Source organism: Candidatus Endomicrobiellum trichonymphae, assembly GCF_002355835.1.
GTDB lineage: Bacteria > Elusimicrobiota > Endomicrobiia > Endomicrobiales > Endomicrobiaceae > Endomicrobiellum > Endomicrobiellum trichonymphae.
Map to the genome: position 1 here is coordinate 120502 of NZ_AP017459.1, position 23216 is coordinate 143717.

A 23216-nucleotide genomic window follows, 5' to 3' on the forward strand; every position below is an offset into this window, starting at 1 on the left:
TTTCTCCGGGTTTTATTTTTATACGCCTGAATATGCCTGAAAACCACCGTCAACCGCGATAATGCTGCCTGTGACGAAACCGGATGCTTCTTCGTCGCAAAGCCATGAAAGCGCGCCGAATAAATCACGCGCTTCGCCGAAACGTCTCATTGGCGTATGTGTGATAATTTTATGTGATCGTGATGTAAGCGAGCCGTCAGTGTTTGTCAAAAGCGATTTGTTTTGATTTGTAAGGAAGAATCCGGGTGCAACGGCGTTTACGCGCAGGCCTTGTTCTGCAAAATGTACCGCAAGCCACTTCGTAAAATTGTCAATTGCCGCTTTTGCCGCGGCATAACCGAGAACTTTTGTCATAGGACTCTGAGCTGCCATACTTGAAAAATTTATAATGACAGCTCCCTTTGTGCCGAGCATGCGTTTTGTAAAAATTTGAGAGACAAGAAACGTACCCATAAAATTTAGTGAGAAAACTTTTTCTATCTCTTTTGAATCTAAATCAAAAAAAGAACAGACGTTCGGATTATTCAAATCTTTGGGGTTAAAAATTTCATTTGTAGTATTGGCATTTGGCATATTGCCGCCGGCGCCGTTTATAAGGATATGGTACTGCCCGAAATCTTTATATATCTGTTCTTCCGTTTTAATAAGATTTTCTTTATCAAGCACATCGCAGGCATATGCTTTTGCAATACCGCCGGTACTGGTAATTTCTTCTGCAGTGCACTGGGCATTTTTAAGGTTTCTGCTGAGAACGGCTGTTTTAACGCCTTTTGAAGCTAATTCTTTCGCGTAGGCGCTGAGCAGCACTCCGCCGGCACCGGTTATGACAGCCACCTTTTTATTCCACTCCATACTGCCCCCTTTTAGATGCAGATATTTTTTCAAAAGCATCCCATAATCCAAAAATGTACATTATGCCGAGAGATCTGTCATATAAACCATATCCGGGTCGGCATTTTTCGTCCCATATATGTCGTCCATGATCAGGACGGACATAATATTTATAATTTATATCGTGGTATGCCTTTACAATTTCTGTTATATCAAGAGAACCGTCGGAAGTTTTGTGAGAAGTCTCTGTAAAATCTCCGTTTTTAAAATGCCGGATATTGCGTATATGCGCAAAGTATATCCTGTCGCCGAACTCCCGCACTATAGCTGCAATGTTATTTTTCGTGCAGGAGCCTAAAGAACCGCTGCATAAAGTGAGTCCGTTTGAAGGATTGTCAACAAGGCTTAAAAATTTTTTGATATTGTCTCTGCAGGTTATTATACGAGAAAGACCAAATATACTCCACGGCGGATCGTCGGGATGTATGGCCATTTTTATGCCGCTTTCCTGTGCGACGGGTATAATTTCCTGCAAAAAGTATTTCAGATTTTCCCAAAGGTCGTCATCTTTTATCTCTTTATAGGCTTCAAAAAGTTCTTTTATTTTTGAAAGTCTTTCCGGCTCCCATCCGGGCATCGTCAAAAGACCTTCTTGTTTTGACATTTGTTCTAAAAACTTAACCGGATTTATATTGTCAACTTTAGCTTTTTCATAAAAAAGCGCTGTAGAACCGTCAGACTGGGGTTTGTACAGGTCTGTCCGTGTCCAATCAAAAACCGGCATAAAGTTGTAACATACGACTTTTACGCCGGCTCTGCCGAGATTTTTAAGAGTATTTTTATAATTTTCTATATATTTTTTGCGGGAAGGAAGTCCAAGTTTGATATCTTCGTGAACATTAACACTTTCAACAACATCAGCATTAAAGTTATATTTTGCAGCTTGCGCCTTAACTTCTTCAATGCGCTCAACAGTCCAGCATTCCCCTGCTGGTATGTCATGCAGTGCCCATACTATTCCTTCAACGCCGGGTATCTGTCTTATATACCTCAGCGGTATGGGATCAACGTTTTCCCCGTACCACCTGAAGGTCATTTTCATGTATTTGTTACCTCTCTACACGACCGGAAGCATTCCCACCAGCAAGTTTTTTGACCTCATCAACCGAAACCTGATTATAGTCCCCTTCAATACTGTGTTTTAAGCAACTTGCGGCAACCGCAAATTCTATTGTTTTCTGACCCGCATAGTCGTTTATTGAGGAATATATTAATCCAGCGCCGAAAGAATCGCCTCCGCCTACGCGGTCAATGATATGTATCAGATACTCTCTGCTGAAGAAGAATTCCTTGCCGTCATAAAGCATAGCTGCCCAGCGGTTATCGCTGGCGGAAATAGAGCTTCTAAGCGTTATTGCCACTTTTGAGAAATTAAATCTTGTCTTTAATTCCTGCGCCACTTCTTTATAGCCTTCATGATTAATTTTGCCAGTCGCTATATCCGTATGTTTAGCTTTTATTCCGAATACATCGCCCGCATCTTCTTCGTTTGCTATACACACGTTTACGTATTTGCATAGCTCTCCCATAATTCTGCCGGCTTTCTCTTTTGACCAGAGTTTATTCCGGTAATTTAAATCGCAGCTGACAGTGATTTTCTTTTCTTTGGCATATTTGCATGCTTCAAGGCATATTTCGGCGACATTATCGCCCAATGCAGGTGTAATACCTGTAAAGTGGAACCACTGCACGTCTTCAAAAATTTTATCCCAGTCAAAATCTTCTTTTGACGCCGCGGATATAGAAGATCCCACTCTGTCATAAATAACTTTAGATGGTCTCTGGCTTGCTCCTTTTTCTAAAAAGTATATGCCAACGCGATCCCCGCCGCGCGCTATAAAAGAAGTATCAACTCCGTATTTTCTTAAAGAATTTATACCTGCCTGCCCGATTTCATGCTTAGGCATTTTGCTTATAAAAGCTGCTTTTAATCCAAAATTTGCAAGAGAAACAGCAACATTAGCCTCGCCTCCGCCGTAAGTGGCGCCGTATCTGTTAGCTTGTGAAAAACGATAATATCCTTCCGGTGCAAGCCTGAGCATTAATTCTCCAAATATTACTATTTTTTTTGACATTTTAAGTCTCCGTTTATATTATTTTTTTTGAAGGAGATGAACGGCAAAATTCCCAATTTCCTCTTTTATATATATAATGCGCAGATTCCCCGCTTCATCGTATGAAGCAGTTCCTTCATTAAATACAACGCCGGCTCTCCGCAAATAATATACTGCGCGTGCCGCATTATTTGTACTCACTGCGATATGCCCGTTTTTGCCTAAAAACTGTTGTTTCATAATCTCTATGTCGGAACCGGCAAAGAAAGATCCGGAACGTTCCTGTTTTGTAAACCCAAATAGACTCTCAAACGCGCTGGCTGCCTTATTTGCACCGGCTGCATCCGGCATATTAATACCCACGTGCTGTACTTCAAAACCAAGCATGGCGCACAGAGCCTCTTTGGCTAGTTTTGTAACGGCTTCATAGTTGTTGCTTTTGAGCAGTTCTTTACTGACCATCCAGCTGCCTCCGCAGGCAATAACTTTATTAAATGATAGATATGTGTTCAAATTCTTTATATTAATTCCGCCTGTCGGCATAAATTTTATACTTGTGTAAGGTGCGGATATAGCCTTAATCATATTAATTCCGCCGGCGGCTTCCGCCGGGAAAAATTTTACGACTTCAAGTCCTAAGCTCAGAGCGGTTTCTATATCGCTCGGCGTTGTGCAGCCCGGAATTATCGTAATATTTTTATCAACACAGTATTTTACAATTTCGCGGTTTAGTCCCGGACTTACTATAAATTTAGCACCGGCAGCAATTGCTCTGTCAACCTGTTCTACGGTTAAAACCGTACCTGCGCCGACAAGCATCTCCGGCATTTTCTTAGAAATGATTTTTATCGATTCCTCTGCAGCAGCAGTTCTGAAAGTTACCTCCGCGCATTCTAATCCGCCGGCATATAGCGCTTTTGCAAGGGACAAAGCATGGCTGCTCTCATCAAGCACGACAACCGGAACTATACCGATATTAGAAATTTCATTTAATAATTTATTCATTATATATAAAGTCTCCTGATTTATAATTGTACAGAGATTCTGTATCTTTGTTGTTTTTCATGGGATTATATCCACTTGACGATGATAGGGACAAAAGACAAATTTCTGTATTTTCATTATAGTTAAATAACTTTTATTTGAAAAATGCAAGCACCGTTTTATGAAAATGATTTTCTTTATCCCCTTTTTTTTAAGTTGGGCGAAATAACGGTCAATTTGTCAGCAATTGCGGTATTTTGTAGAATTATTCAACAATGTGTTAACAACGGTTTATAGACTGCGCTCGTAGCTTAAAGGATAGAGCGCCGGCCTCCGGAGCCGGTAATTCCGGTTCAAGTCCGGACGAGCGTAATTGTCGCTTAAGTTTTCGGATTTGCATTTCTTTTAGGGATGAGTTATATTTTCGATTTTTATTTTTATTTTTACAAGCTATAATTGTTTTTTTTAAATCCCACGAACTCAGAGCGAAAAATTATTGATGGTTAAAAGTCCTAGAGACCGCAGGGTGTGATAAAATAATGATTGATTTCAATAAAAAATATAGAAAAGCTTTATTCAAAGATGGATTAGGCGTTCTATATGTCCGAGGAAATGCAGTGCAAACAGGAATAAAGGTCAGAAAGGTTTTTGTAAAACTGCGGATAAGATATTTGTCGCAAGTAGCAGTGTTCATATGGGTGAAGAACCGTCTATAAGCGTAAACAGTGGCTCAGTCGCAATTTTTTTTCAAACTGTACCTTAAACTATGTCTTTTGCCAGAATTATCCAATAAGACAGCTTGGCAACGGAAAAGAAGTTAGTTTTGAAGACTTAGTTGATATGATGCTTAATCTTCAAAACAGAGGCGTCCATAATATAAATTTTGTTACGCCTACCCAAATATAGTCCGCAGATTGTAAAGTCCACATATATAGCCCACAAAAAAGGTTTAAGAGTGCCTATTAATATACAATTGCAGCGGATATGAAGATATGGAAACTTTAGAACTTCTAGAAGGAACTGTTGACATATATCTTCCCGATGTAAAATATTCTGACGATGAAATAGCTTTTAAGTATTCCGGAGTTAAGGATTATGTTGAAGTAAATCGAGTCGCTTTAAAAGAAATGAAAAGACAGGTCGGCGATTTAACGGTTGATAGCGAGGGTGCGGCGCAGAAAGGTGTTATTGTGAGGCATTTGGTTTTACCGGGAAATGTTGAAAATACCAAAAAAGCTTTAGAATTTATCGCAAAAAATTATCAGAAAATACTTTTATAAGTTTAATGTCGCAGTATCATACGGCATATAAATCAAATAATTTAAAGAGTTGTCGTGCTCTTTAACCAAAGAAGAATACGAAGAAGCGGTAAGTTATCTTAAACTGTTAAATCTGGAAAACGGCTGGCTGCAGACTTTGCAATAAGGTTTTTTTATATACTGAGTAATTATACAATAAGAAACGGTCATAAACAGAAGCAAAATATCCCATTGAGTGTGATTTTATCTATGCAAAAAATAAACTGTAGCAATTCCGAACTGAATTTGATCACCTTGCATAATTTGAGCGTGGGAGTCGGTGAAAGAGTTGTAGCGACAGCATCACAAACAATGCCGGAAATTAAAAAGCAACGAGAAAAGACGAGAGAATTTAGGATAGAAATATCTAAGGGTGTTGATAATTGCGGGAATAAGATGTTCTATCATTTAGTATATAGAGAAAAAAAGAAGGAACGAGAATATATTATAACGTCGAAAGCTATCCTTTTTATTTTAATAGCAAATTTTTTACACTATAGCTGAGCTAAGTGACTTGACAAAAAAATGTAAATATAGTAAAATAATTGAAATGTAGATGAAGTACTGAAGTGTGGATATGTTTATTAAAGAGTTTACAAAGTGCTTGATAAAATAATATGAATATTATATTATAATTATAAGCTAAAGTAAGTCAGAAAAAAGGACTTGACTTATTTAGAAAAATTTTGTTTAATCATTTGATTATGTTTATGTAATGAAACCTTTGCTAAAGTTAAAAATGCGGAAAGCAAAGAAGATAGAGTTTTTCTCTTTCTTAAAGTTCTTTGAAAGCTAAATAACACGCAGACAAGCGCCTCGCAGAAGAGGCAATCATTTAATTCAAGAGTCATTTGTAAAGAATTGATTCAAATGAAAAATTTAAAAATTTTCATCTAGCAGTGTTAATAATTATGAGCTTATTGACAAAAACTCTATAAAATTATTTATGGAGAGTTTGATCCTGGCTCAGAGTGAACGCTAGCGGCGTGCCTAACACATGCAAGTTGTGCGGGATTCTGCAGAGTATCGCAGAGTTTAGCGGCAAACGGGTGAGTAACACGTAGGAAACCTCCCTCAGAATGGGGAATATTTCCGAGAAATCGGAGCCAATACCGCATAAGACCACAGTTTGGCATCAAATAGTGGTTAAAGCAGCAATGCGTTTTGAGATGGTCCTGCGTCCTATCAGCTAGTTGGCAGGGTAACGGCCCGCCAAGGCTATGACGGGTATCCGTCCTTAAAGGGTGAACGGACACACTGGAACTGAGACACGGTCCAGACTCCTATGGGAGGCAGCAGTGGGGAATTTTGGACAATGGGGGAAACCCTGATCCAGCGACGCCGCGTGGAGGATGAAGGCCTTCGGGTTGTAAACTCCTTTTAGAGGGGAAGAAATAAATGACATTACCCTCAGAAAAAGCCACGGCTAACTACGTGCCAGCAGCCGCGGTAATACGTAGGTGGCGAGCGTTACTCGGAATTACTAGGCGTAAAGCGTATGTAGGCTGTCGTATAAGTCTTTAGTAAAATTTCCCGGCTCAACCGAGAAAAGCCTAATGGATACTGTTCGACTTGAGTGTGGGAGAGGGAGACGGAATTCCTGGTGTAGCGGTGAAATGCGTAGATATCAGGAGGAACACCGATGGCGAAAGCAGTCTCCTGGACCAATACTGACGCTGATGTACGAAAGCTAGGGTAGCAAACAGGATTAGATACCCTGGTAGTCCTAGCTGTAAACTATGTTCACTAGATGTGGGAGGTATCGACCCCTTCCGCGTCGACGTTAACGCATTAAGTGAACCGCCTGGGGAGTACGGCCGCAAGGTTGAAACTCAAAGGAATTGACGGGGGCCCGCACAAGCGGTGGAGTATGTGGTTTAATTCGACGCAACGCGAAGAACCTTACCTGGGCTTGAACTGCTGATGGTAAAAACCGGAAACGGTGATGACCCGCAAGGGAGTCAGCAGAGGTGTTGCATGGCTGTCGTCAGCTCGTGTCGTGAGATGTTGGGTTAAGTCCCGCAACGAGCGCAACCCTTATCCCATGTTACCTGTAGCGATACGGGGTCTCTGAGGAAACTGCCATTGATAAAATGGAGGAAGGTGAGGACGACGTCAAGTCATCATGTCCTTTATGTCCAGGGCTACACACGTACTACAATGGCCGGTACAGAGGGCAGCAATATCGTAAGGTGGAGCAAATCCCTGAAAGCCGGCCCCAGTTCAGATTGTGGGCTGCAATTCGTCCACATGAAGTAGGAATCGCTAGTAATCGCAGATCAGCAGGCTGCGGTGAATACGTTCCCGGGCCTTGTACACACCGCCCGTCACACCACGAAAGTCAGTCATAACAGAAGTCGTCGGGCTAACCGAAAGGAGGCAGTCGCCTAAGTTATGGTTGGTGATTGGGGTGAAGTCGTAACAAGGTAGCCGTACGAGAACGTGCGGCTGGATCACCTCCTTTTTAAGGAGTAAACATGCGTTTTAAGTAAACTTAAAATGAGATGTTAATGGTCGATTCTTGGATTGTATAGTCGAATTCAGCGGGGCGTTTATTTGTGTGTTATTGAAGCTATTTTATGCGTCGGTGACTATATCTTAAAGGGCGTGAGTTGTATAAACGGGCCTATAGCTCAGTTAGTCAGAGCGCACCCCTGATAAGGGTGAGGTCTGTGGTGCAACTCCACATAGGCCCACTAACTGATGCGTAGTGTCAATACAAGGCAGTGTGCGGCAGGTTGCAGAAGAGGGGGGGGGGGATATAGCTCAGCTGGGAGAGCGCCTGCTTTGCAAGCAGGAGGTCGTCGGTTCAAATCCGTCTATCTCCATAAAAAGATTATTTCAGATATTAGTATCTGTGAATATACAATAAATTGCTAAGTATTTTGTGTTCTGATGCTTTTGCATGGTGGTAAAATGATAAAAAATGTTTTTTTCTTTTTTTGTCATTCTCCGGATATCTTAACCGGCAATCTTATTAATTGAAGTAAGCCGTGCAAAGGAATCATAAATGCAAAGGATTAAGCAATAAGCTCATTGAAAACTTAATAGTTGTAAAGGTAAATCAAGCGTCTTCAAATTAATTTTTGAAAATAGAAGTAGAAGTTGTAAAGTCATATTTAAGGTTTTGGAAGAAACGGATTAGATAATGTGACCAAGCTAATAAGTGCATATGGTGAATGCCTTGGCTAAGACTGTCGATGAAGGACGTGGTAAGCTGCGTTAAGCGTCGGGTAGGTGCAAACAACCTTTGATCCGGCGATTTCCGAATGGGGTAACCCACTGCAGAGTAATTTGCAGTATCCGAGAGGAAGGCAACCCGGGGAAGTGAAACATCTCAGTACCCGGAGGAAAAGAAATCAATCGAGATACCGAAAGTAGTGGCGAGCGAAATCGGTATAGCCTAAACTATTGTGTTTACACAATAGGGTTGCAGGACCGCGTGAGTAGAGTTACCAATCAAAAAACTAATTAAACGGTTTGGAAAATCCGACCATAGAAGGTGAAAGTCCTGTAAGTGAAAGTTTTTTGACTCGAAGCGGTATCCTAAGTACCGTCGGACACGTGAAATCCAGCGGGAATCAGGGGGGACCACCCTCCAAGGCTAAATACAAGTCTTAGACCGATAGTGAACCAGTACCGTGAGGGAAAGGTGAAAAGAACCGTGGAAACGGAGTGAAATAGAACCTGAAACCGTATGCATACAAGCAGTTCGAGGCTTATGTCGGAAGCGCAAGTGACCGGAATGGCTGAGAGCGTGCCTGTTGAAGAATGATCCGGCGAGTTATTGGTAGATGCAAGGTTAATTATTATGTTTATTGCATATTAAGCAGCCGTAGCGAAAGCAAGTCTGAAAGGGCGAATAGAGTATCTATCATTAGACCCGAAGCCAAGTGATCTATGCCTGGACAGAGTGAATCTCCTTTAATCAGGGGAGGAGGCTCGAAGCGTCGACCGTTGAAAAGGTCTTGCATGAGCTGGGTATAGGGGTGAAAGGCCAATCTAACTTGGTGATAGCTGGTTCTCCTCGAAATAGTTTTTGGACTAGCCTGGAGCGTTAAACCAGAGAGGTAGAGCACTGGATAGTTTAGCGGGTGTAACCCACTTTGCAATGCTAACCAAACTCCGAATTCTCTGGCGTATTTCTCCGGAGTCAGTACGTGTGGGATAAGCTTCACGTGCAAAAGGGAAACAGCCCAGACCATCAATTAAGGTCCCTAAATATATGCTAAGTGGTAAAGGATGTGGAATTTCTTAGACAGCTAGGAGGTTGGCTTAGAAGCAGCCATCCTTTAAAGAGTGCGTAACAGCTCACTAGTCGAGTGATTCTGCGCCGAAGACACCCGGGGCTCAAGCATATTACCGAAATTATGGATTCTATAGCAATATAGAGTGGTAGAGGAGCGTTCCTGCCGCGCTGAAGGTATACCGTAAGGAGTACTGGAGTTGCAGGAAGTGAGAATGTCGGAATAAGTAGCGATAAGAGAGGTGAAAATCCTCTCCGCCGAAAACCTAAGGTTTCCTTGAGTAAAGTTCGTCTGCTCAGGGTTAGTCGATCCTAAGCCGAGGTCAAAAGACGTAGGCGATGGGTATCCGGTTAATATTCCGGAACTATCTTTGGTGCGCATAATGTGTTTGGCTACGCTTTTCAGTAAGTCATCATCCGATTGGAAGTGGATGTTGCTCCGTGAGGGGGAGGACCTAAGACAACTTGGGGAACTGACTGTATGGAAAGTCAAGAAAAACCCAAACACCTGTGCTAGAGGTAAACGTACCGCAAACGGACACACGTAGGTGGGGTGAGAATCCTAAGGCGCGCGAGATAACTTTCGTTTAGGAACTCGGCATATTGGCCCCGTAACTTCGGGATAAGGGGTGCCTGTGGCAACACAGGTCGCAGTGAAATGGCCCTCGTGACTGTTTAACAAAAACACAGGACTCTGCTGAAATCACAAGATGATGTATAGGGTCTGACGCCTGCCCGGTGCTGGAAGGTCAAGGGGAGGAGTTAACGCAAGTAAAGCTCTGAACTTAAGCCCCAGTAAACGGCGGCCGTAACTATAACGGTCCTAAGGTAGCGAAATTCCTTGTCGGGTAAGTTCCGACCTGCACGAATGGCGTAACAAAGAGGGCACTGTCTCAACGAAAGACTCGGCGAAATTGTGGTACCCGTGAAGACGCGGGTTGCCTGCGGCTAGACGAAAAGACCCCGTGGAGCTTTACTGTATCTTAGTCTTGAATTATGGAAGTAAATGCGTAGAATAAGCGGGACCCTTTGAAGCACAGCTTTTGGGCTGTGCTGAGGGGCAATGTGAAATACCGCTCTTTTAGTTCTGTGGTTCTAACTCCTATGTTTGAATCGACAGGGAGAACATGGCTAAGTGGGCAGTTTAACTGGGGCGGTTGCCTCCTAAATAGTAACGGAGGCGTTCAAAGGTACCCTCAGGACCAATAGAAATGGTCTATAGAGCGCAAGTGTAGAAGGGTGCTTAACTGCAAGACAAACAAGTCGAGCAGATGCGAAAGCAGGAACTAGTGATCCGGCGGTTTAGTGTGGAATTGCCGTCGCTCAACGAATAAAAGCTACCCCGGGGATAACAGGCTTATTTTCTCCGAGAGTCCATATCGACGAGAAAGTTTGGCACCTCGATGTCGGCTCATCCCATCCTGGGGCTGGAGTAGGTCCCAAGGGTTTGGCTGTTCGCCAATTAAAGGGGTACGCGAGCTGGGTTCAGTACGTCGTGAGACAGTACGGTCTCTATCTACCGTGGGCGCAGGAAACTTGAGAGGACTCGTTCTTAGTACGAGAGGACCGGAATGAACATACCTCTGGTGTTTCGGTTGTTCCGCCAGGAGCATTGCCGAGTAGCCAAGTATGGATGAGATAAACACTGAAAGCATATTAAGTGTGAAACTCGCCTCAAGATAAGGTTTCCCTGAAGGGCACTTGTAGACTACAAGTTTGATAGGCTGGAAGTGGAAGTACAGTAATGTATGTAGCTAACCAGTACTAATTGCCCGTTCGGCTTGGTCGCATTTTCTAATCTTTTTGTACTTTACCTTTTACGTTCAAAACTTTTTTATTCAGTGGAGTTTTCTGTTTTATAAATTGTTGCTGATATTTCCCTGAACAATAAATATTTCGTACAAAAAGTGATTGAATTTGTCGATGCAGATTTATCTTATATTTTGTCGTTGCAAAAGACGGGGCGGTTTTGTCGTTATTGAGAATTCTGATTTTTATTATTTTAAAAAATTATTCTTTAAAAACCCATCTTTTCAGCATGATAAAACATTATTAAGTTTTTGATGTGATCTTTAAATGATCTTTAAATAAAATTTTTCCGGTGGTTATTCCGATGGTGTCACACCCGATCCCATTCCGAACTCGGAAGTTAAGCCCATCAGGGCCGATGGTACTTGGACCGCAGGGTCCTGGAAGAGTAGGTCGCTGCCGGATTAAACTTCACTCAGCAGATTTTATTTTGTGGGGAAAGATTTTTCTGTATATTATTATTTATACTTATACAATTATAAATATGCAGTCCTGAAAAATCTGAATAATTAGCATGGCTTATAAAAAAATATAAAGTCAAAGACAGTAAGATATTGCAAGATATTAAAAAAGATGATAAGTCCTTTTCTTACCGAGACGAAGAATTTGTTGTTTTGAATCTAAACTTCTCTCGCGGGAAGTTTTTTTGTTATATGCAAGATGTAGTACAGGGAGTAAAGTATGCCGAATGTGAAAAATCAGGAAATTGTAAAAAGTTTAACTGAAAAATTTAAAGACATGGAAGGTTTGATATTAACAGAATACCGCGGTCTTACGGTGGAAGAGATTTCAGATCTTCGTTTGAAACTTCGCCCATTTGGCAGCGAATATGTTGTTGTTAAGAATACTTTGAGTAAAATAGCGTTTAATGGAACCGGCATTGAAGCATGTGAAAATTTTTCGGGATCTACGGCTCTTGTCATTGAAAGCGGAGATATTATATCTCCGGCAAAAGTCGTTGTGGAATTTGCAAAAACGCACGCAAAGTTGAAGATCAAATCAGGTTTTCTAGAAGGAAAGTTTGTCAACGTGGCAGTCGTTGAGCAGCTCGCGGCGCTTCCTTCAAAAGAAGTGCTTATCGCGAGAATGTTGGGCAGTATGAATGCTACTGTAACAGGTTTTGTGAATGTGTTGGCGGCAAATATCAGAGGGCTTGTAACGGTGTTGGATGCAGTAGCTAAAAAACAAGCGGTGTGATTGTATAGTTATTCTGACTGCCGTTCACATTTTTAGAGATTAGGTGTGTGTAAGAAGCGTCTTGGTTTTAATGTAGAGATAAGAAAGGAACAGATGTTGCTGAAATGAACGGATATAGACATCTTTTCTCTATACTTGAAAGCGAAGGTTCCTTTTTTGTTTCTCAATCTCTTTAGGGGAAAGTAAACATAAAATAAGGTGTAAATAACTGCGATTGAAAACTTTGGCTTGTAAAGTTCAGTTTAAATATGACACTCTAGAAGCAAAGAAAGCAGAGAGCCTACTGACAAAAATTAAAAAGAGTCAATAATCGGAGGATAGAGTATAATGGCAGGATTATCAAAAGACCAATTAATTGAATCAATCTCTTCAATGTCGGTTATCGAGCTTTCAGAGCTTGTAAAAGCATTAGAAGAAAAGTTTGGCGTATCAGCAGCAGCTGCACCGGCGCCGGCAGTCGTAGCAGGGACGTCACCGGCGGCAGCGACAGAAGAAAAGACAGAGTTTAATGTTATTCTTGGAAGCGTTGGTACGAGCAAAATAAATGTTATTAAAGTTGTAAGAGAAGTTACGGGGCTGGGGCTTAAAGAAGCAAAAGATCTTGTTGACGGTGCTCCCAAAACAGTAAAAGAAAATGTTGCAAAAGCCGAAGCTGAAGAAATAAAGAAAAAGTTTACCGAAGTGGGTGCAACTGTTGAACTTAAGTAAACCTGAAAAAGTGTTTAAAGAATCAAAAAACATTTGACAAATGATATTTATTATGTATAATAAATGTTTATTTGTCATTTGTGTATAAATAAAAAAACAGGTTGAAAAATAATGAATAAAGTTAACTTTGGAAGAATTAGAATTCCGATAGATCCACCACCTCTTTTGAAAATGCAGAAAGATTCTTTTTCTGAATTTTTGCAGCAGAATGTTGCTCCTGAAAAAAGGAAGCTTCAAGGTCTTGAAAGTGCTTTCAGAGATATATTCCCCTTGACAAACTCCGATGGAAATCTTGTTTTGGAGTATGTTTCTTATGCTTTTGGCGAACCTAAATATTCTGTTGAGGAGTCCATTACCAGAGATGCTACCTATGCACTTCCTCTGAAAGTAAAGTTAAGACTTATATGTAAAAAAGAAGACGATATAGAGAAAGAACTTTCAGAGCAAGAAGTGTATTTCGGAGATATTCCCTTGATGACCGATACGGCTACGTTTATTATAAATGGAGCGGAGCGCGTCGTCGTAAGCCAGATTCACCGTTCTCCAGGAGTAATTTTTGAAGAAGATGAAGAAAAAAGAGTTACCGTTTTGGGCAAGCCTTTATACTTTGCAAGAATGATACCTTACAGAGGTGCATGGGTTGAGTTTGAATTTGATCAGAACGGTATTCTATATGTTAGAATTGACCGCAAAAGAAAAATATTTGTAACCACTTTCCTGCGTTCGCTGGGTTTCAGAACCGACGAAGAAATTTTAAATCTCTTTAAAGAGGTTAAAGAAGTATCGCTGGATGCGGCTCTGACTTCTCTTACGGGCGAATATATTGCCGAAGATATTTCCGACGAAAATACGGGTGAAATAATTGCGGATACCGGAAGAGAACTGCAAGAAGATCTTATAAAAAAACTTTGGGCAAAGGGTTTTACTAAAGTAACGGTTTTTAAAGATGTTTCAATTCTTTTGACCCTAAAGAAAGATACTATAAAAAACCAAAAAGAGGCTATTAATTACATATATAAAGTTTTAAAAACTCAAGAATTTGTTGTACAGGAAAGAGCACAGGTGTTTTTGGAAGAACTTCTCTTTAAATCCGTCCGAAGATACGATTTGACTAAAATCGGAAGATATAAAATATTAAAAAAACTTGCTCCAATTTTTAAATATTACGAAAAGAATTTTAATTTAAACATTCCTCCGGGAACTAAAAGAACTCTTACGAAAGAAGATGTAGTGGTGACGCTGAAATATCTTTTGATGCTTTATAGTGGAGAGACTGAATTTACCGAAAATGGACAGACTACTAAAATAGTTTTAGACGATATAGATCATTTAGGTAACAGACGCGTGAGATCGGTAGGAGAATTGCTGGAAAACCAGATAAGAATAGGACTTGTCCAGATGGCAAGGACTGTAAGAGAGCATATGAATAATCAGGACAAATTCAATGTTACTCCTAGATCTCTTATAAATATTACGCAGTTTATAGCCCAGATAAGAAAGTTTTTCGGAACTTCGCAGCTCTCGCAGTTTATGGACCAGATAAATCCTCTGGCAGAACTTACTCATAAGAGAAGACTTTCCGCTTTGGGCCCCGGTGGTTTGAATAGAAAAAGGGCAGGATTTGAGGTAAGAGATGTTCATCATACACATTACGGCAGAGTTTGCCCTATTGAGACGCCTGAAGGACCGAACATCGGGTTAATAACGTCTCTCTCGGCTTTTGCAAGTGTAAATCCTTATGGTTTAATAGAAACTCCTTATAAAAAAGTGAAAAACGGCAGGGCAACAGACAAAATTGAATATCTGACCGCGGATAAAGAAGATGAGTTCTTTGTTGCGCAGGCAAACACTCCTTTAGATGACAAAGGAAATATTTTGTCGGATTTGGTGCAAGGACGAAAATGGGATGATTTCTTATTTCAATCTCCCGCTAAGGTTGATTATATGGATGTTTCTCCTATGCAGGTGATATCCATTTCAGCCGCATTGATTCCTTTTTTGGAACACGATGATGCCAACCGTGCTTTGATGGGTTGCAATATGCAGCGGCAAGCAGTGCCGTTGCTGTTAGCGGAAGTCCCTTTGGTTTCAACCGGCATTGAAAAAAAAGTTGCAGAAGATTCAGGCGTGGTTGTAGTTTCAGACTCCGACGGCGAAGTCGTGTCTGTTTCTTCTGATGAAATAATGATTTATTCCCAAAGTAAGAAAATAGAAGTATATGAATTGAAAAAATATCTGCGCTCCAATCAGGACACGTGCATAAACCAAAAACCTTTGATAACTTTGGGCGATATTGTTAAAAAGGGACAGATAATAGCAGATGGTCCGGCGACAAGCGATGGGCAGTTGTCTCTGGGACAGAATATTCTGGTTGCTTATATGCCATGGGATGGATATAATTTTGAAGATGCAATGTTGCTGTCGGAGAAATTAATACAAGATGATAAATTTACTTCGATTCATATCAGAGAGTTTAAGACTGAAGCAAGAGAGACAAAAGAACGTCCTGAAGAAATAACGAAAGATATTCCAAATGTTGGTGCGGAAGATCTTTTGGATCTTGATGAATACGGAATAATTAAAGTTGGGTCGATGGTTCAAAGAGGTGATATACTTGTTGGAAAAACGGCGCCTAAAGGTGAACAGCAGATGACTCCCGAAGAGAGACTGCTTAGAGTGCTGTTCGGCAAAAAAGCAGAAGATGTGCAGGATGTATCGCTTAGAGTGCCGCCGGGAATATCGGGTAAAGTTATAGGTGTAAGAGTTTTCATAAGACTTGAAAAAATTACAGACAAAGAAAAGAAGAAAAAACAGAAAGAAATGTACAGTGTTTATGAAGCGGCAAAAGCAAAACTTTGTAAAGATAAAAAAGAACAACTTGAAATTGCAAAGAAATCTGAAACTGCAAAGATAGAAGCTATTTATGCGACAAAAGAAGAAATTTTAAGACAGAATTATGAATCTGAAAAAGAAAAATTAAAAAAAGGCGATGATCTGCCGGTTTCGGTAAATAAGACGGTAAAAGTTTATATTGCGGCAAAACTTAAAGTTCAGGTGGGCGATAAACTTGCGGGAAGACACGGAAATAAAGGTGTTGTTGCAAGAATACTTCCCGTCGAAGATATGCCGCATCTTCCAGATGGAACGCCGGTTGACTGCGTTCTTTCGCCGCTTGCAATTCCTTCGCGTATGAATGTGGGACAGCTTCTCGAAATTATGCTGGGATGGTCCGGAAAAGAGCTTGGAGTGCAGATGATAACACCCGTATTTGACGGTGCGAGCGAGGAACAGATAAAAGATTATGTAGAAAAGGCTAAAGCTAAAATATTGGATAAAAAGAAAAAACTGCTGATTGATCACGGGTTAGAAGGTGTAGAACTTGAAGAATCTTTGAGTAAGTTTGCCGATGAAAGTCTGCCGACGAGCGACTGTAAAATTAAGCTTTATGATGGAAGAACCGGCGAGCCGTTTATGGAAAAAGTAACGATAGGTGTTATGTACGTTATGAAGCTCAATCATCTTGTGGAAGATAAGATGCATGCAAGATCTACCGGTCCTTACTCTCTTATTACTCGGCAGCCTCTGGGCGGAAAAGCACAGTTTGGTGGACAGAGGTTTGGAGAAATGGAAGTATGGGCTATAGAAGGTTACGGTGCAGCTCATATACTGCAGGAATTTTTAACCGTAAAGTCTGATGATGTTGAAGGAAGAGTGAAAATGTATGACTCAATCATAAAAGGCGAGTCGATATCCAAACCCGGCGTTCCTGAATCGTTTAAAGTTTTGGTAAGTGAGCTTAAGTCTTTAGCCCTTAACGTTGAGCTTTTCAACGGCAAACGCCAGAAGGATAACCATGAGAAAATGAAAGGTGTCGATAAAAAATAATGGTTAAAATAAATTTTCAAATCAAAAAGAAAAAGTCAAACGATCCCAATTTTATTGGTTTTGACGCTGTAAGAGTGTCCGTTGCAAGTCCTGATCAGATAAAAACATGGTCTTACGGTGAGGTTAAAAAGCCGGAAACTATAAATTATAGAACGTTTAAGCCCGAGAGAGACGGTTTGTTCTGCAACAGAATTTTCGGTCCTACAAAAGACTGGGAATGTCATTGTGGAAAGTATAAATATATAAAATACAAGGGAACGATATGCGACAGATGCGGCGTTGAGGTGACTGAGTCTAAAGTGAGAAGAGAGAGGTTCGGTCATATTAATCTTGCGGTTCCCGTAGCCCATTTGTGGTTTTTGAGGAAACCGCCGTCAAGAGTCGGAATACTTTTAAATATGAAAATTTCCGATTTGGAAAAGGTTATTTACTATGCGAAATATATAGTAATGGGAGATTTAAAAGATCGATCGGGAATTTCTTTTTTTGCCAGGAAAGGCATGCTCATGGGAGGAGAAGATTTTAATTTGTTTAAGTGCGGAATAAACAATCCCATAGTAAAGGAAGAATTCAAAAATATTTTTGACGGTATTGTTTGTGAAGAAATAAAGCTCGATTCCAATTTGACAAAAGCTTTGAAACAGCTTAAAGTTTTAGTGAAAGGTCAAGCTGATTCGGCGGGAATATCTACCGAAGAAGCCGCAAAAAAGATTCTTGAAAATGTCAAAAAAGGTGACATTTATTATAAAGTTTATTTTAAACCTCATTCAGTGTATTATTATATTGATTTGGATCCATCAAGCCACGGAGAAATAAAAAAAATTCTTTCTGAAAAGTTTGAAAAAAGTTCTACGGTTTCAATAACGGAGACTGATAAAAAAATTAGGATAGAATTTTTTGATATTGAAAAAGACAAAATTTACAATGACCTCAGAAAAGATTCCTTCGCTCTAAAAAAATATGAAGGGTGTCTTAGAATTGAGATATTAAAAAATAAAATTCCTTTTATAGAGAATTTTTCAAGGTCTGATAGTTTTGTTCTGCTTGAGGAAAGCGATATAAATAATATTCAAAATGGTTTCGGGGACAGTTTAAAAGTTAATATCGGAGCGGAGGCAGTGAGAAGTCTTCTGGAAGAAATTAATCTGGACGATGAAATGAAAAACATTTATGCGGAGATTAAAAAGACAAAATCGGATGCAGAAAGAGCGAGGCTTCTCAGAAAACTCAGAGTAGTCGAAGGATTTTTGAATTCTCAGACAAGACCGGAGTGGATGATTTTGACCGTTCTTCCGGTAATCCCTCCCGATTTGAGACCATTGGTTGCTTTGGACGGTGGAAGATTTGCAACTTCTGATTTAAACGATTTATACAGAAGAATAATAAACAGAAATAACAGACTGCGTCACATTGAGCAACTGAAAGCTCCCATCGTTATGATAAATAATGAAAAGAGACTTTTGCAGGAAGCGGTCGACGCTTTAATAGATAATGATTCGAGGATAAGACCAGTGACGGGCGCCGGCAACAGAACACTCAAGTCTCTGTCTGACACGCTTAAAGGCAAGCGGGGACGTTTCAGACAGAATTTGCTGGGGAAAAGAGTCGATTATTCTGGAAGAAGTGTCATAGTGGTGGGACCTAATCTGAGATTAAATCAGTGTGGGATTCCCAAAGAAATGGCTTTAGAACTTTTCAAGCCTTTTATTGTAAAAGAGTTGATAAAACAGGAAAATATAACGCTGAGATCCGCTAAGAGAATGCTTGAAAGAGGTGATTTAAAAGTATGGAACATACTTGAAAAAGTTACGCAGAGTCATCCCGTTCTTTTAAATAGAGCTCCTACACTTCACAGGTTGGGCATACAGGCTTTTGAACCTGTTTTGGTTGAAGGGAAGTCAATACAGCTTCATCCTCTTACATGTTCCGCTTTTAATGCAGATTTTGACGGGGACCAGATGGCGGTTCATCTGCCCATATCTCTTGAAGCGCAGCTTGAAGCGAGAGTTTTGATGATGGCTACCAGAAATATACTATCACCAGCTTCCGGAAGACCTATTGCCGTTCCGTCGCAGGATATGGTTTTGGGGAACTGCTATCTTACAAAAGAAAAATACGGGGTCGTGGGTGAAGGAAAAGTTTTTTCGTCGGTAAGCGAGGCTATTAGCGCCTATCAAGCAGAGAAAGTAGATTTGCAGGCGAGAATTAAAGTCGCTGGAATTACAAGTATAAGAGATAAAAACCTTAATAATGATGACGAACAACCAGATGTTACAAAATGGAAAAACTGCAAATCTGAAGACGACACAGAAATTATTAATTATACGACTGTGGGAAGAATCATATTTAATGAACAGCTTCCTAAAAATGACGATGGTTCGTACGCTTTAGAATACCAGAACAAGAGTATGACGAAAAAAGAACTCGTCGCACTTGTCGATAGATGTTATAAAGAGCTGGGGCAGTTTAAAACTACTGTTCTTTTGGACGAGATAAAGAGGATAGGTTATAAATACGCAACCCTTGCCGGTATTTCTATTTCTATAGACGAAATGAAAGTTCCGACTGAAAAAGAAAAGATGGTGAGAGAGGCAAAAACAAAAATCAGCGAAATTGAAAAACAAGCTAAGCTCGGCTTGATAACCGAGTCGGAACGTTACAACAGAATCATTGATATTTGGACGAGAGTTACCGACGAAATCTCGGATATAATGTTTGACGAAATGAGAAAAGAGGAAACGAAAGCCTATAAGCCGGGACAGAATCGTTTCAATTCGATATTTATGATGGCGGATTCCGGATCAAGAGGTTCAAGACAGCAGGTAAGACAGCTTGCGGGTATGCGCGGGCTTATGGCAAAGCCTCAAAAGAAGCTTACGGGAGGTATCGGTGAAATTATCGAAACTCCTATTATCTCCAACTTCAGGGAAGGTCTTACGGTGTTGGAGTACTTTATTTCAACTCACGGAGGACGCAAAGGTTTGGCTGATACTGCTTTGAAAACCGCAGAAGCGGGTTATCTAACAAGAAGACTTGTCGATGTAGCGCATGATGTTGTCGTAAGAGAAGAAGACTGCGGAACAGTAAACGGAGTATTTATCGGGACACTGTGCTGCGGCGATGAAATAATTGAAAAAATAGACGAACGTGTCGTTGGCAGAACAGCTCTTGACAACGTTGTGGATATCGTTCATGACGATCTGATAATAAAGAGGGGAGAACTTATTACTCCTAAAAAAGCTGAGAAGCTTGTTGAAGCGGGTATTGATAAGATTGGTATCAGAAGTGTTTTGACGTGCGAGTCGGAACACGGCGTGTGCGCAAAATGTTACGGCGTAAATCCCGCTACCGGAGAACAGGTTGAGATGGGCGAAGCAGTGGGTATTCTGGCGGCGCAGTCAATCGGCGAACCCGGCACACAGCTTACTCTAAGGACATTCCATATCGGCGGAGCCGCAAGCCGCGTTGTTCAGCGTTCGGAAGTTTACGCTGAAAACAATGGGACAGTCAATTATTATAACTTAAAAACCATTCAGAATAAAGATGGCGAAACTATAGTTTTAAGCAGAAATGCGGAACTTGTATATACGGAATACCCAGTTTACCGTAAACAGATCTATCAGATACCGTATGGTGCGGTAATTAAAATTTATGACGGGCAGACAGTTGAAATTAGAGTTAATCCCATCACAGGAATGAAGAAAGACATATTGATAGCAAAGTGGGATCCGCATTCAAAGCCGATTATTTCGGAATTTGCCGGAACGGTGAATTTTGTTGATGTAAAAGACGGCGTAACTCTTCAGAGAGAAAAATCAAAAATAACCGGGCAGATAGAAAGAGTTATTATTGAGCATTCTTCTGATAGGAGAAGTCCCAGAATTGTTGTTAAAAAAGACGATGGAAGTGTCGTGGAATATCCGCTTCCGGTGGATACGACTCTTGTTGTACGCGACAAAGACAGGGTTAAATCCGGCGATATTTTGGCAAAAATTCCGCAGGAAATTTCAAGAACAAAAGATATTACTGGCGGTCTACCGAGAGTTGCGGAACTGTTTGAAGGAAGAAGACCCAGAAACGTCGCGGTTGTTTCAGAGATCGACGGTATAGTTCATTTAGTCGGACCTACTGTAAAAGGTAACGTAAAAGTTGAGGTTGAAAATCCTGAAACAAAAATGAAAAAGAGTTATCTTGTGCGTGCAGGTCGACATCTTGTTGTTTACGAAGGTGATAGAGTTAAAGAAGGTGAAGCGCTTTCCGACGGAGCGATAAATCCGCACGATATTCTTAAAGTTAAAGGTCCTAAAGAAGTTCAAGAATATCTTGTCAACGAAATTCAGCAGGTTTACAGGCTTCAGGGTGTGTCAATTAACGATAAACACATTGAAATAATAGTAAGACAGATGTTATCTAATGTAAGAATAACTGATTCAGGAGACAGCCACTACCTTAACGGTGAAATTGTTTCAAGGTACAAATATGAAATTGACAGAAAAGCCATTAAAGGGAAAAAAGGAAAAGCTCCAATTGCTCATTCTATTCTTTTAGGCATAACAAAAGCTTCATTGTCTTCAGATTCATTTATTTCTGCCGCGTCTTTTCAGGAAACAACGCGAATTTTAACTGAAGCTGCTATTTCAGGGCAGGTTGACTATTTGAAAGGATTAAAGGAGAATGTTTCTATAGGTCGACTGATACCTGCAGGAACAGGACTTGCGGCGGTTGATATAGGCGATAACAATAAATTTTATTCGAGGGAACAAAACGATGCCAACAATTAATCAATTGATAACGAATGGAAGAAAAGGCATAATAAAAAAAACAAAATCGCCGGCGCTTAAGAATTGTCCGCAGAGAAGAGGCGTCTGCACAAGAGTTTATACGGTGACTCCTAGAAAACCTAATTCTGCTTTGAGAAAAGTTGCAAGAGTAAGACTTACGTCGGGGTATGAGATTTCTTCATATATACCGGGAGAGGGACATAATCTTCAGGAACATTCTCTTGTGCTTATCCGTGGCGGACGTATAAGAGATCTGCCGGGTGTACGTTATCATATTATAAGAGGAACTTTAGATACAGCCGGGGTTGACGGACGCAAACAGGGAAGGAGCAAGTACGGGGCTAAAAAGGCTAAAGTGGCTAAAACAGCTTCAGCGAAGTAATGCTCTGTGTTATTTTATTGCGCTTATTGGTTTTTGTTTTGTTTATGGGCAGAGACGGTGTTGATGTTGCTGACAAATGCAAGTTTGTGGCAGGAAAGAGTTGGAAGTGCCCGAGGAAAGAAGCAAGGATGATTATTGCTGAAAATGTTTGTGGTAGGGTAGCACTTTGTTTTGGGTGCTTCATATGTTTGTGTCGATGATAGTTGAGTGTGTGAATACTTATCCGCTCGAATATCACAAGATAAGAGTTGTAGTGTGAAAGATATAGAAAAATAGTATACTTAATTGGGTTTGGCATGATGAATAATATAAATATATAGAAATAAATTAGGTAATAAGAGGACAATATGCCACGCAAAGCGTTAAAACCGAAAGAAAAAAGAGGTCTGCCGGAACCGGATTCAAAGTTTGGTTCGGTGCAGATAGCCAGATTTATAAGTAAACTCAATTTTGAAGGTAAAAAAAGTATAGCAGAATCAATTATGTATGGTTCTTTTGATATAATAAAAGAAAGAACGGGTGAAGATCCCGTTTCGGTTTTTAACAGAGCTTTAGAGAATATAAGACCGCTCCTTGAAGTAAGACCGCGCAGAGTCGGCGGAGCTACATATCAGGTTCCTATGGAAGTTCCCGTAATTCGCTCTACAACTCTTGCTATTAACTGGCTTATAGGGATTGCAAGAAGTAAAACCGGAAAACCGATGAGAGAAAAACTTGCTCAGGAAATTATTGACGCCAGCAAGAAAGAAGGTGCTGCGGTAAAAAAGAGAGAAGATACGCACAAAATGGCGGAAGCGAATAAGGCGTTTGCACACTACCGCTGGTAATTTTTACTTTGATATTTTTTTTGTTATATTTCGATACTAATATGTAAACTTCGGCGTAGCAAGCCTCGGTTCTTGTGCTATGGTTGGAATAATGAATAATCTTAGATTGGGAATGACGAAGCAAAGTGTTTTGTAAAGTTATTGATAAACCAAA

10 protein-coding genes, 3 tRNA genes, 3 rRNA genes and 1 pseudogene are annotated in these 23216 nt (G+C 40.5%); 13 read left to right on the top strand and 4 right to left on the bottom strand.

Features of this window, described 5'->3' with window-relative positions; all coding sequences use genetic code 11:
• Nucleotides 1-18: 18 nt before the first annotated feature.
• The 4 genes from RSTT_RS00575 to RSTT_RS00590 are packed head-to-tail and all read right to left on the bottom strand — an operon-like array spanning nucleotide 19 to nucleotide 3950.
• The gene (locus RSTT_RS00575) at nucleotides 19-852 is read right to left on the bottom strand and encodes an SDR family oxidoreductase (RefSeq protein WP_015423080.1); all 834 of its coding nucleotides are present in this window, start codon (nucleotides 850-852) and stop codon (nucleotides 19-21) included.
• On the bottom strand, nucleotides 839-1933 hold the full coding sequence (gene uxuA / locus RSTT_RS00580) for a mannonate dehydratase (RefSeq protein ID WP_096525303.1): 1095 nt from the start codon (nucleotides 1931-1933) through the stop codon (nucleotides 839-841). Before uxuA ends, RSTT_RS00575 begins: the two co-directional genes overlap by 14 nt.
• Before the next feature lie 7 nt (nucleotides 1934-1940).
• Nucleotides 1941-2966: a sugar kinase gene (locus tag RSTT_RS00585; protein WP_096525304.1), complete on the bottom strand. Its 1026-nt coding sequence runs from the start codon at nucleotides 2964-2966 to the stop codon at nucleotides 1941-1943.
• An 18-nt stretch (nucleotides 2967-2984) separates the two neighbouring features.
• Complete coding sequence (locus RSTT_RS00590; RefSeq protein WP_096525305.1) at nucleotides 2985-3950, bottom strand: bifunctional 4-hydroxy-2-oxoglutarate aldolase/2-dehydro-3-deoxy-phosphogluconate aldolase; 966 nt, start codon at nucleotides 3948-3950, stop codon at nucleotides 2985-2987.
• Between the two features lie 279 nt (nucleotides 3951-4229).
• Here RSTT_RS00590 and RSTT_RS00595 point away from each other — a divergent pair.
• The 13 genes and pseudogenes from RSTT_RS00595 to rpsG all read left to right on the top strand — a co-directional run bounded on the left by RSTT_RS00595 (nucleotide 4230) and on the right by rpsG (nucleotide 23062).
• Nucleotides 4230-4301: transfer RNA gene (locus RSTT_RS00595), tRNA-Arg, on the top strand.
• 620 nt (nucleotides 4302-4921) lie between these two features.
• Entirely contained in the window at nucleotides 4922-5209 is a 288-nt protein-coding gene (locus tag RSTT_RS00600) for a radical SAM protein (protein ID WP_096525306.1), read from the top strand.
• Between the two features lie 961 nt (nucleotides 5210-6170).
• Nucleotides 6171-7691, top strand: a 16S ribosomal RNA gene (locus RSTT_RS00610).
• Nucleotides 7692-7849: 158 nt separating this feature from the next.
• Nucleotides 7850-7923, top strand: a tRNA-Ile gene (locus RSTT_RS00615).
• Between the two features lie 59 nt (nucleotides 7924-7982).
• Nucleotides 7983-8055: transfer RNA gene (locus RSTT_RS00620), tRNA-Ala, on the top strand.
• A gap of 324 nt (nucleotides 8056-8379) precedes the next feature.
• Nucleotides 8380-11262 (top strand): 23S ribosomal RNA (locus tag RSTT_RS00625).
• A gap of 308 nt (nucleotides 11263-11570) precedes the next feature.
• Nucleotides 11571-11687, top strand: a 5S ribosomal RNA gene (gene rrf / locus RSTT_RS00630).
• The 16S, 23S and 5S rRNA genes sit together here with 2 tRNA genes alongside, the layout of an rRNA operon.
• A 276-nt stretch (nucleotides 11688-11963) precedes the next feature.
• Entirely contained in the window at nucleotides 11964-12479 is a 516-nt protein-coding gene (rplJ, locus tag RSTT_RS00635) for a 50S ribosomal protein L10 (RefSeq protein ID WP_096525308.1), read from the top strand.
• Nucleotides 12480-12806: 327 nt separating this feature from the next.
• The gene (rplL, locus tag RSTT_RS00640) at nucleotides 12807-13187 is read left to right on the top strand and encodes a 50S ribosomal protein L7/L12 (RefSeq protein ID WP_096525309.1); all 381 of its coding nucleotides are present in this window, start codon (nucleotides 12807-12809) and stop codon (nucleotides 13185-13187) included.
• A 111-nt stretch (nucleotides 13188-13298) separates the two neighbouring features.
• Entirely contained in the window at nucleotides 13299-17072 is a 3774-nt protein-coding gene (gene rpoB, locus RSTT_RS00645) for a DNA-directed RNA polymerase subunit beta (RefSeq protein WP_096525310.1), read from the top strand.
• 41 nt (nucleotides 17073-17113) lie between these two features.
• Nucleotides 17114-21853: pseudogene (gene rpoC / locus RSTT_RS00650) on the top strand (DNA-directed RNA polymerase subunit beta'); the annotation flags it as partial.
• Nucleotides 21840-22235, top strand: coding sequence for a 30S ribosomal protein S12 (rpsL, locus tag RSTT_RS00655; protein WP_015423088.1), 396 nt, complete (start codon nucleotides 21840-21842; stop codon nucleotides 22233-22235). The pseudogene rpoC and the gene rpsL, both read left to right, overlap by 14 nt.
• Nucleotides 22236-22582: 347 nt before the next feature.
• Complete coding sequence (gene rpsG / locus RSTT_RS00665; RefSeq protein ID WP_015423090.1) at nucleotides 22583-23062, top strand: 30S ribosomal protein S7; 480 nt, start codon at nucleotides 22583-22585, stop codon at nucleotides 23060-23062.
• Nucleotides 23063-23216: the final 154 nt, after the last annotated feature.

What these genes read in the sequence shown, in the direction of transcription:
- rplJ (WP_096525308.1), top strand. Translation starts at nt 11,964, where the DNA reads ATGCCGAATGTGAAAAATCAGGAAATTGTAAAAAGTTTAACTGAAAAA.
- RSTT_RS00575 (WP_015423080.1), bottom strand. Translation starts at nt 852, where the DNA reads ATGGAGTGGAATAAAAAGGTGGCTGTCATAACCGGTGCCGGCGGAGTG.
- RSTT_RS00600 (WP_096525306.1), top strand. Translation starts at nt 4,922, where the DNA reads ATGGAAACTTTAGAACTTCTAGAAGGAACTGTTGACATATATCTTCCC.
- rpsG (WP_015423090.1), top strand. Translation starts at nt 22,583, where the DNA reads ATGCCACGCAAAGCGTTAAAACCGAAAGAAAAAAGAGGTCTGCCGGAA.
- uxuA (WP_096525303.1), bottom strand. Translation starts at nt 1,933, where the DNA reads ATGAAAATGACCTTCAGGTGGTACGGGGAAAACGTTGATCCCATACCG.
- RSTT_RS00585 (WP_096525304.1), bottom strand. Translation starts at nt 2,966, where the DNA reads ATGTCAAAAAAAATAGTAATATTTGGAGAATTAATGCTCAGGCTTGCA.
- rpoB (WP_096525310.1), top strand. Translation starts at nt 13,299, where the DNA reads ATGAATAAAGTTAACTTTGGAAGAATTAGAATTCCGATAGATCCACCA.
- RSTT_RS00590 (WP_096525305.1), bottom strand. Translation starts at nt 3,950, where the DNA reads ATGAATAAATTATTAAATGAAATTTCTAATATCGGTATAGTTCCGGTT.
- rplL (WP_096525309.1), top strand. Translation starts at nt 12,807, where the DNA reads ATGGCAGGATTATCAAAAGACCAATTAATTGAATCAATCTCTTCAATG.
- rpsL (WP_015423088.1), top strand. Translation starts at nt 21,840, where the DNA reads ATGCCAACAATTAATCAATTGATAACGAATGGAAGAAAAGGCATAATA.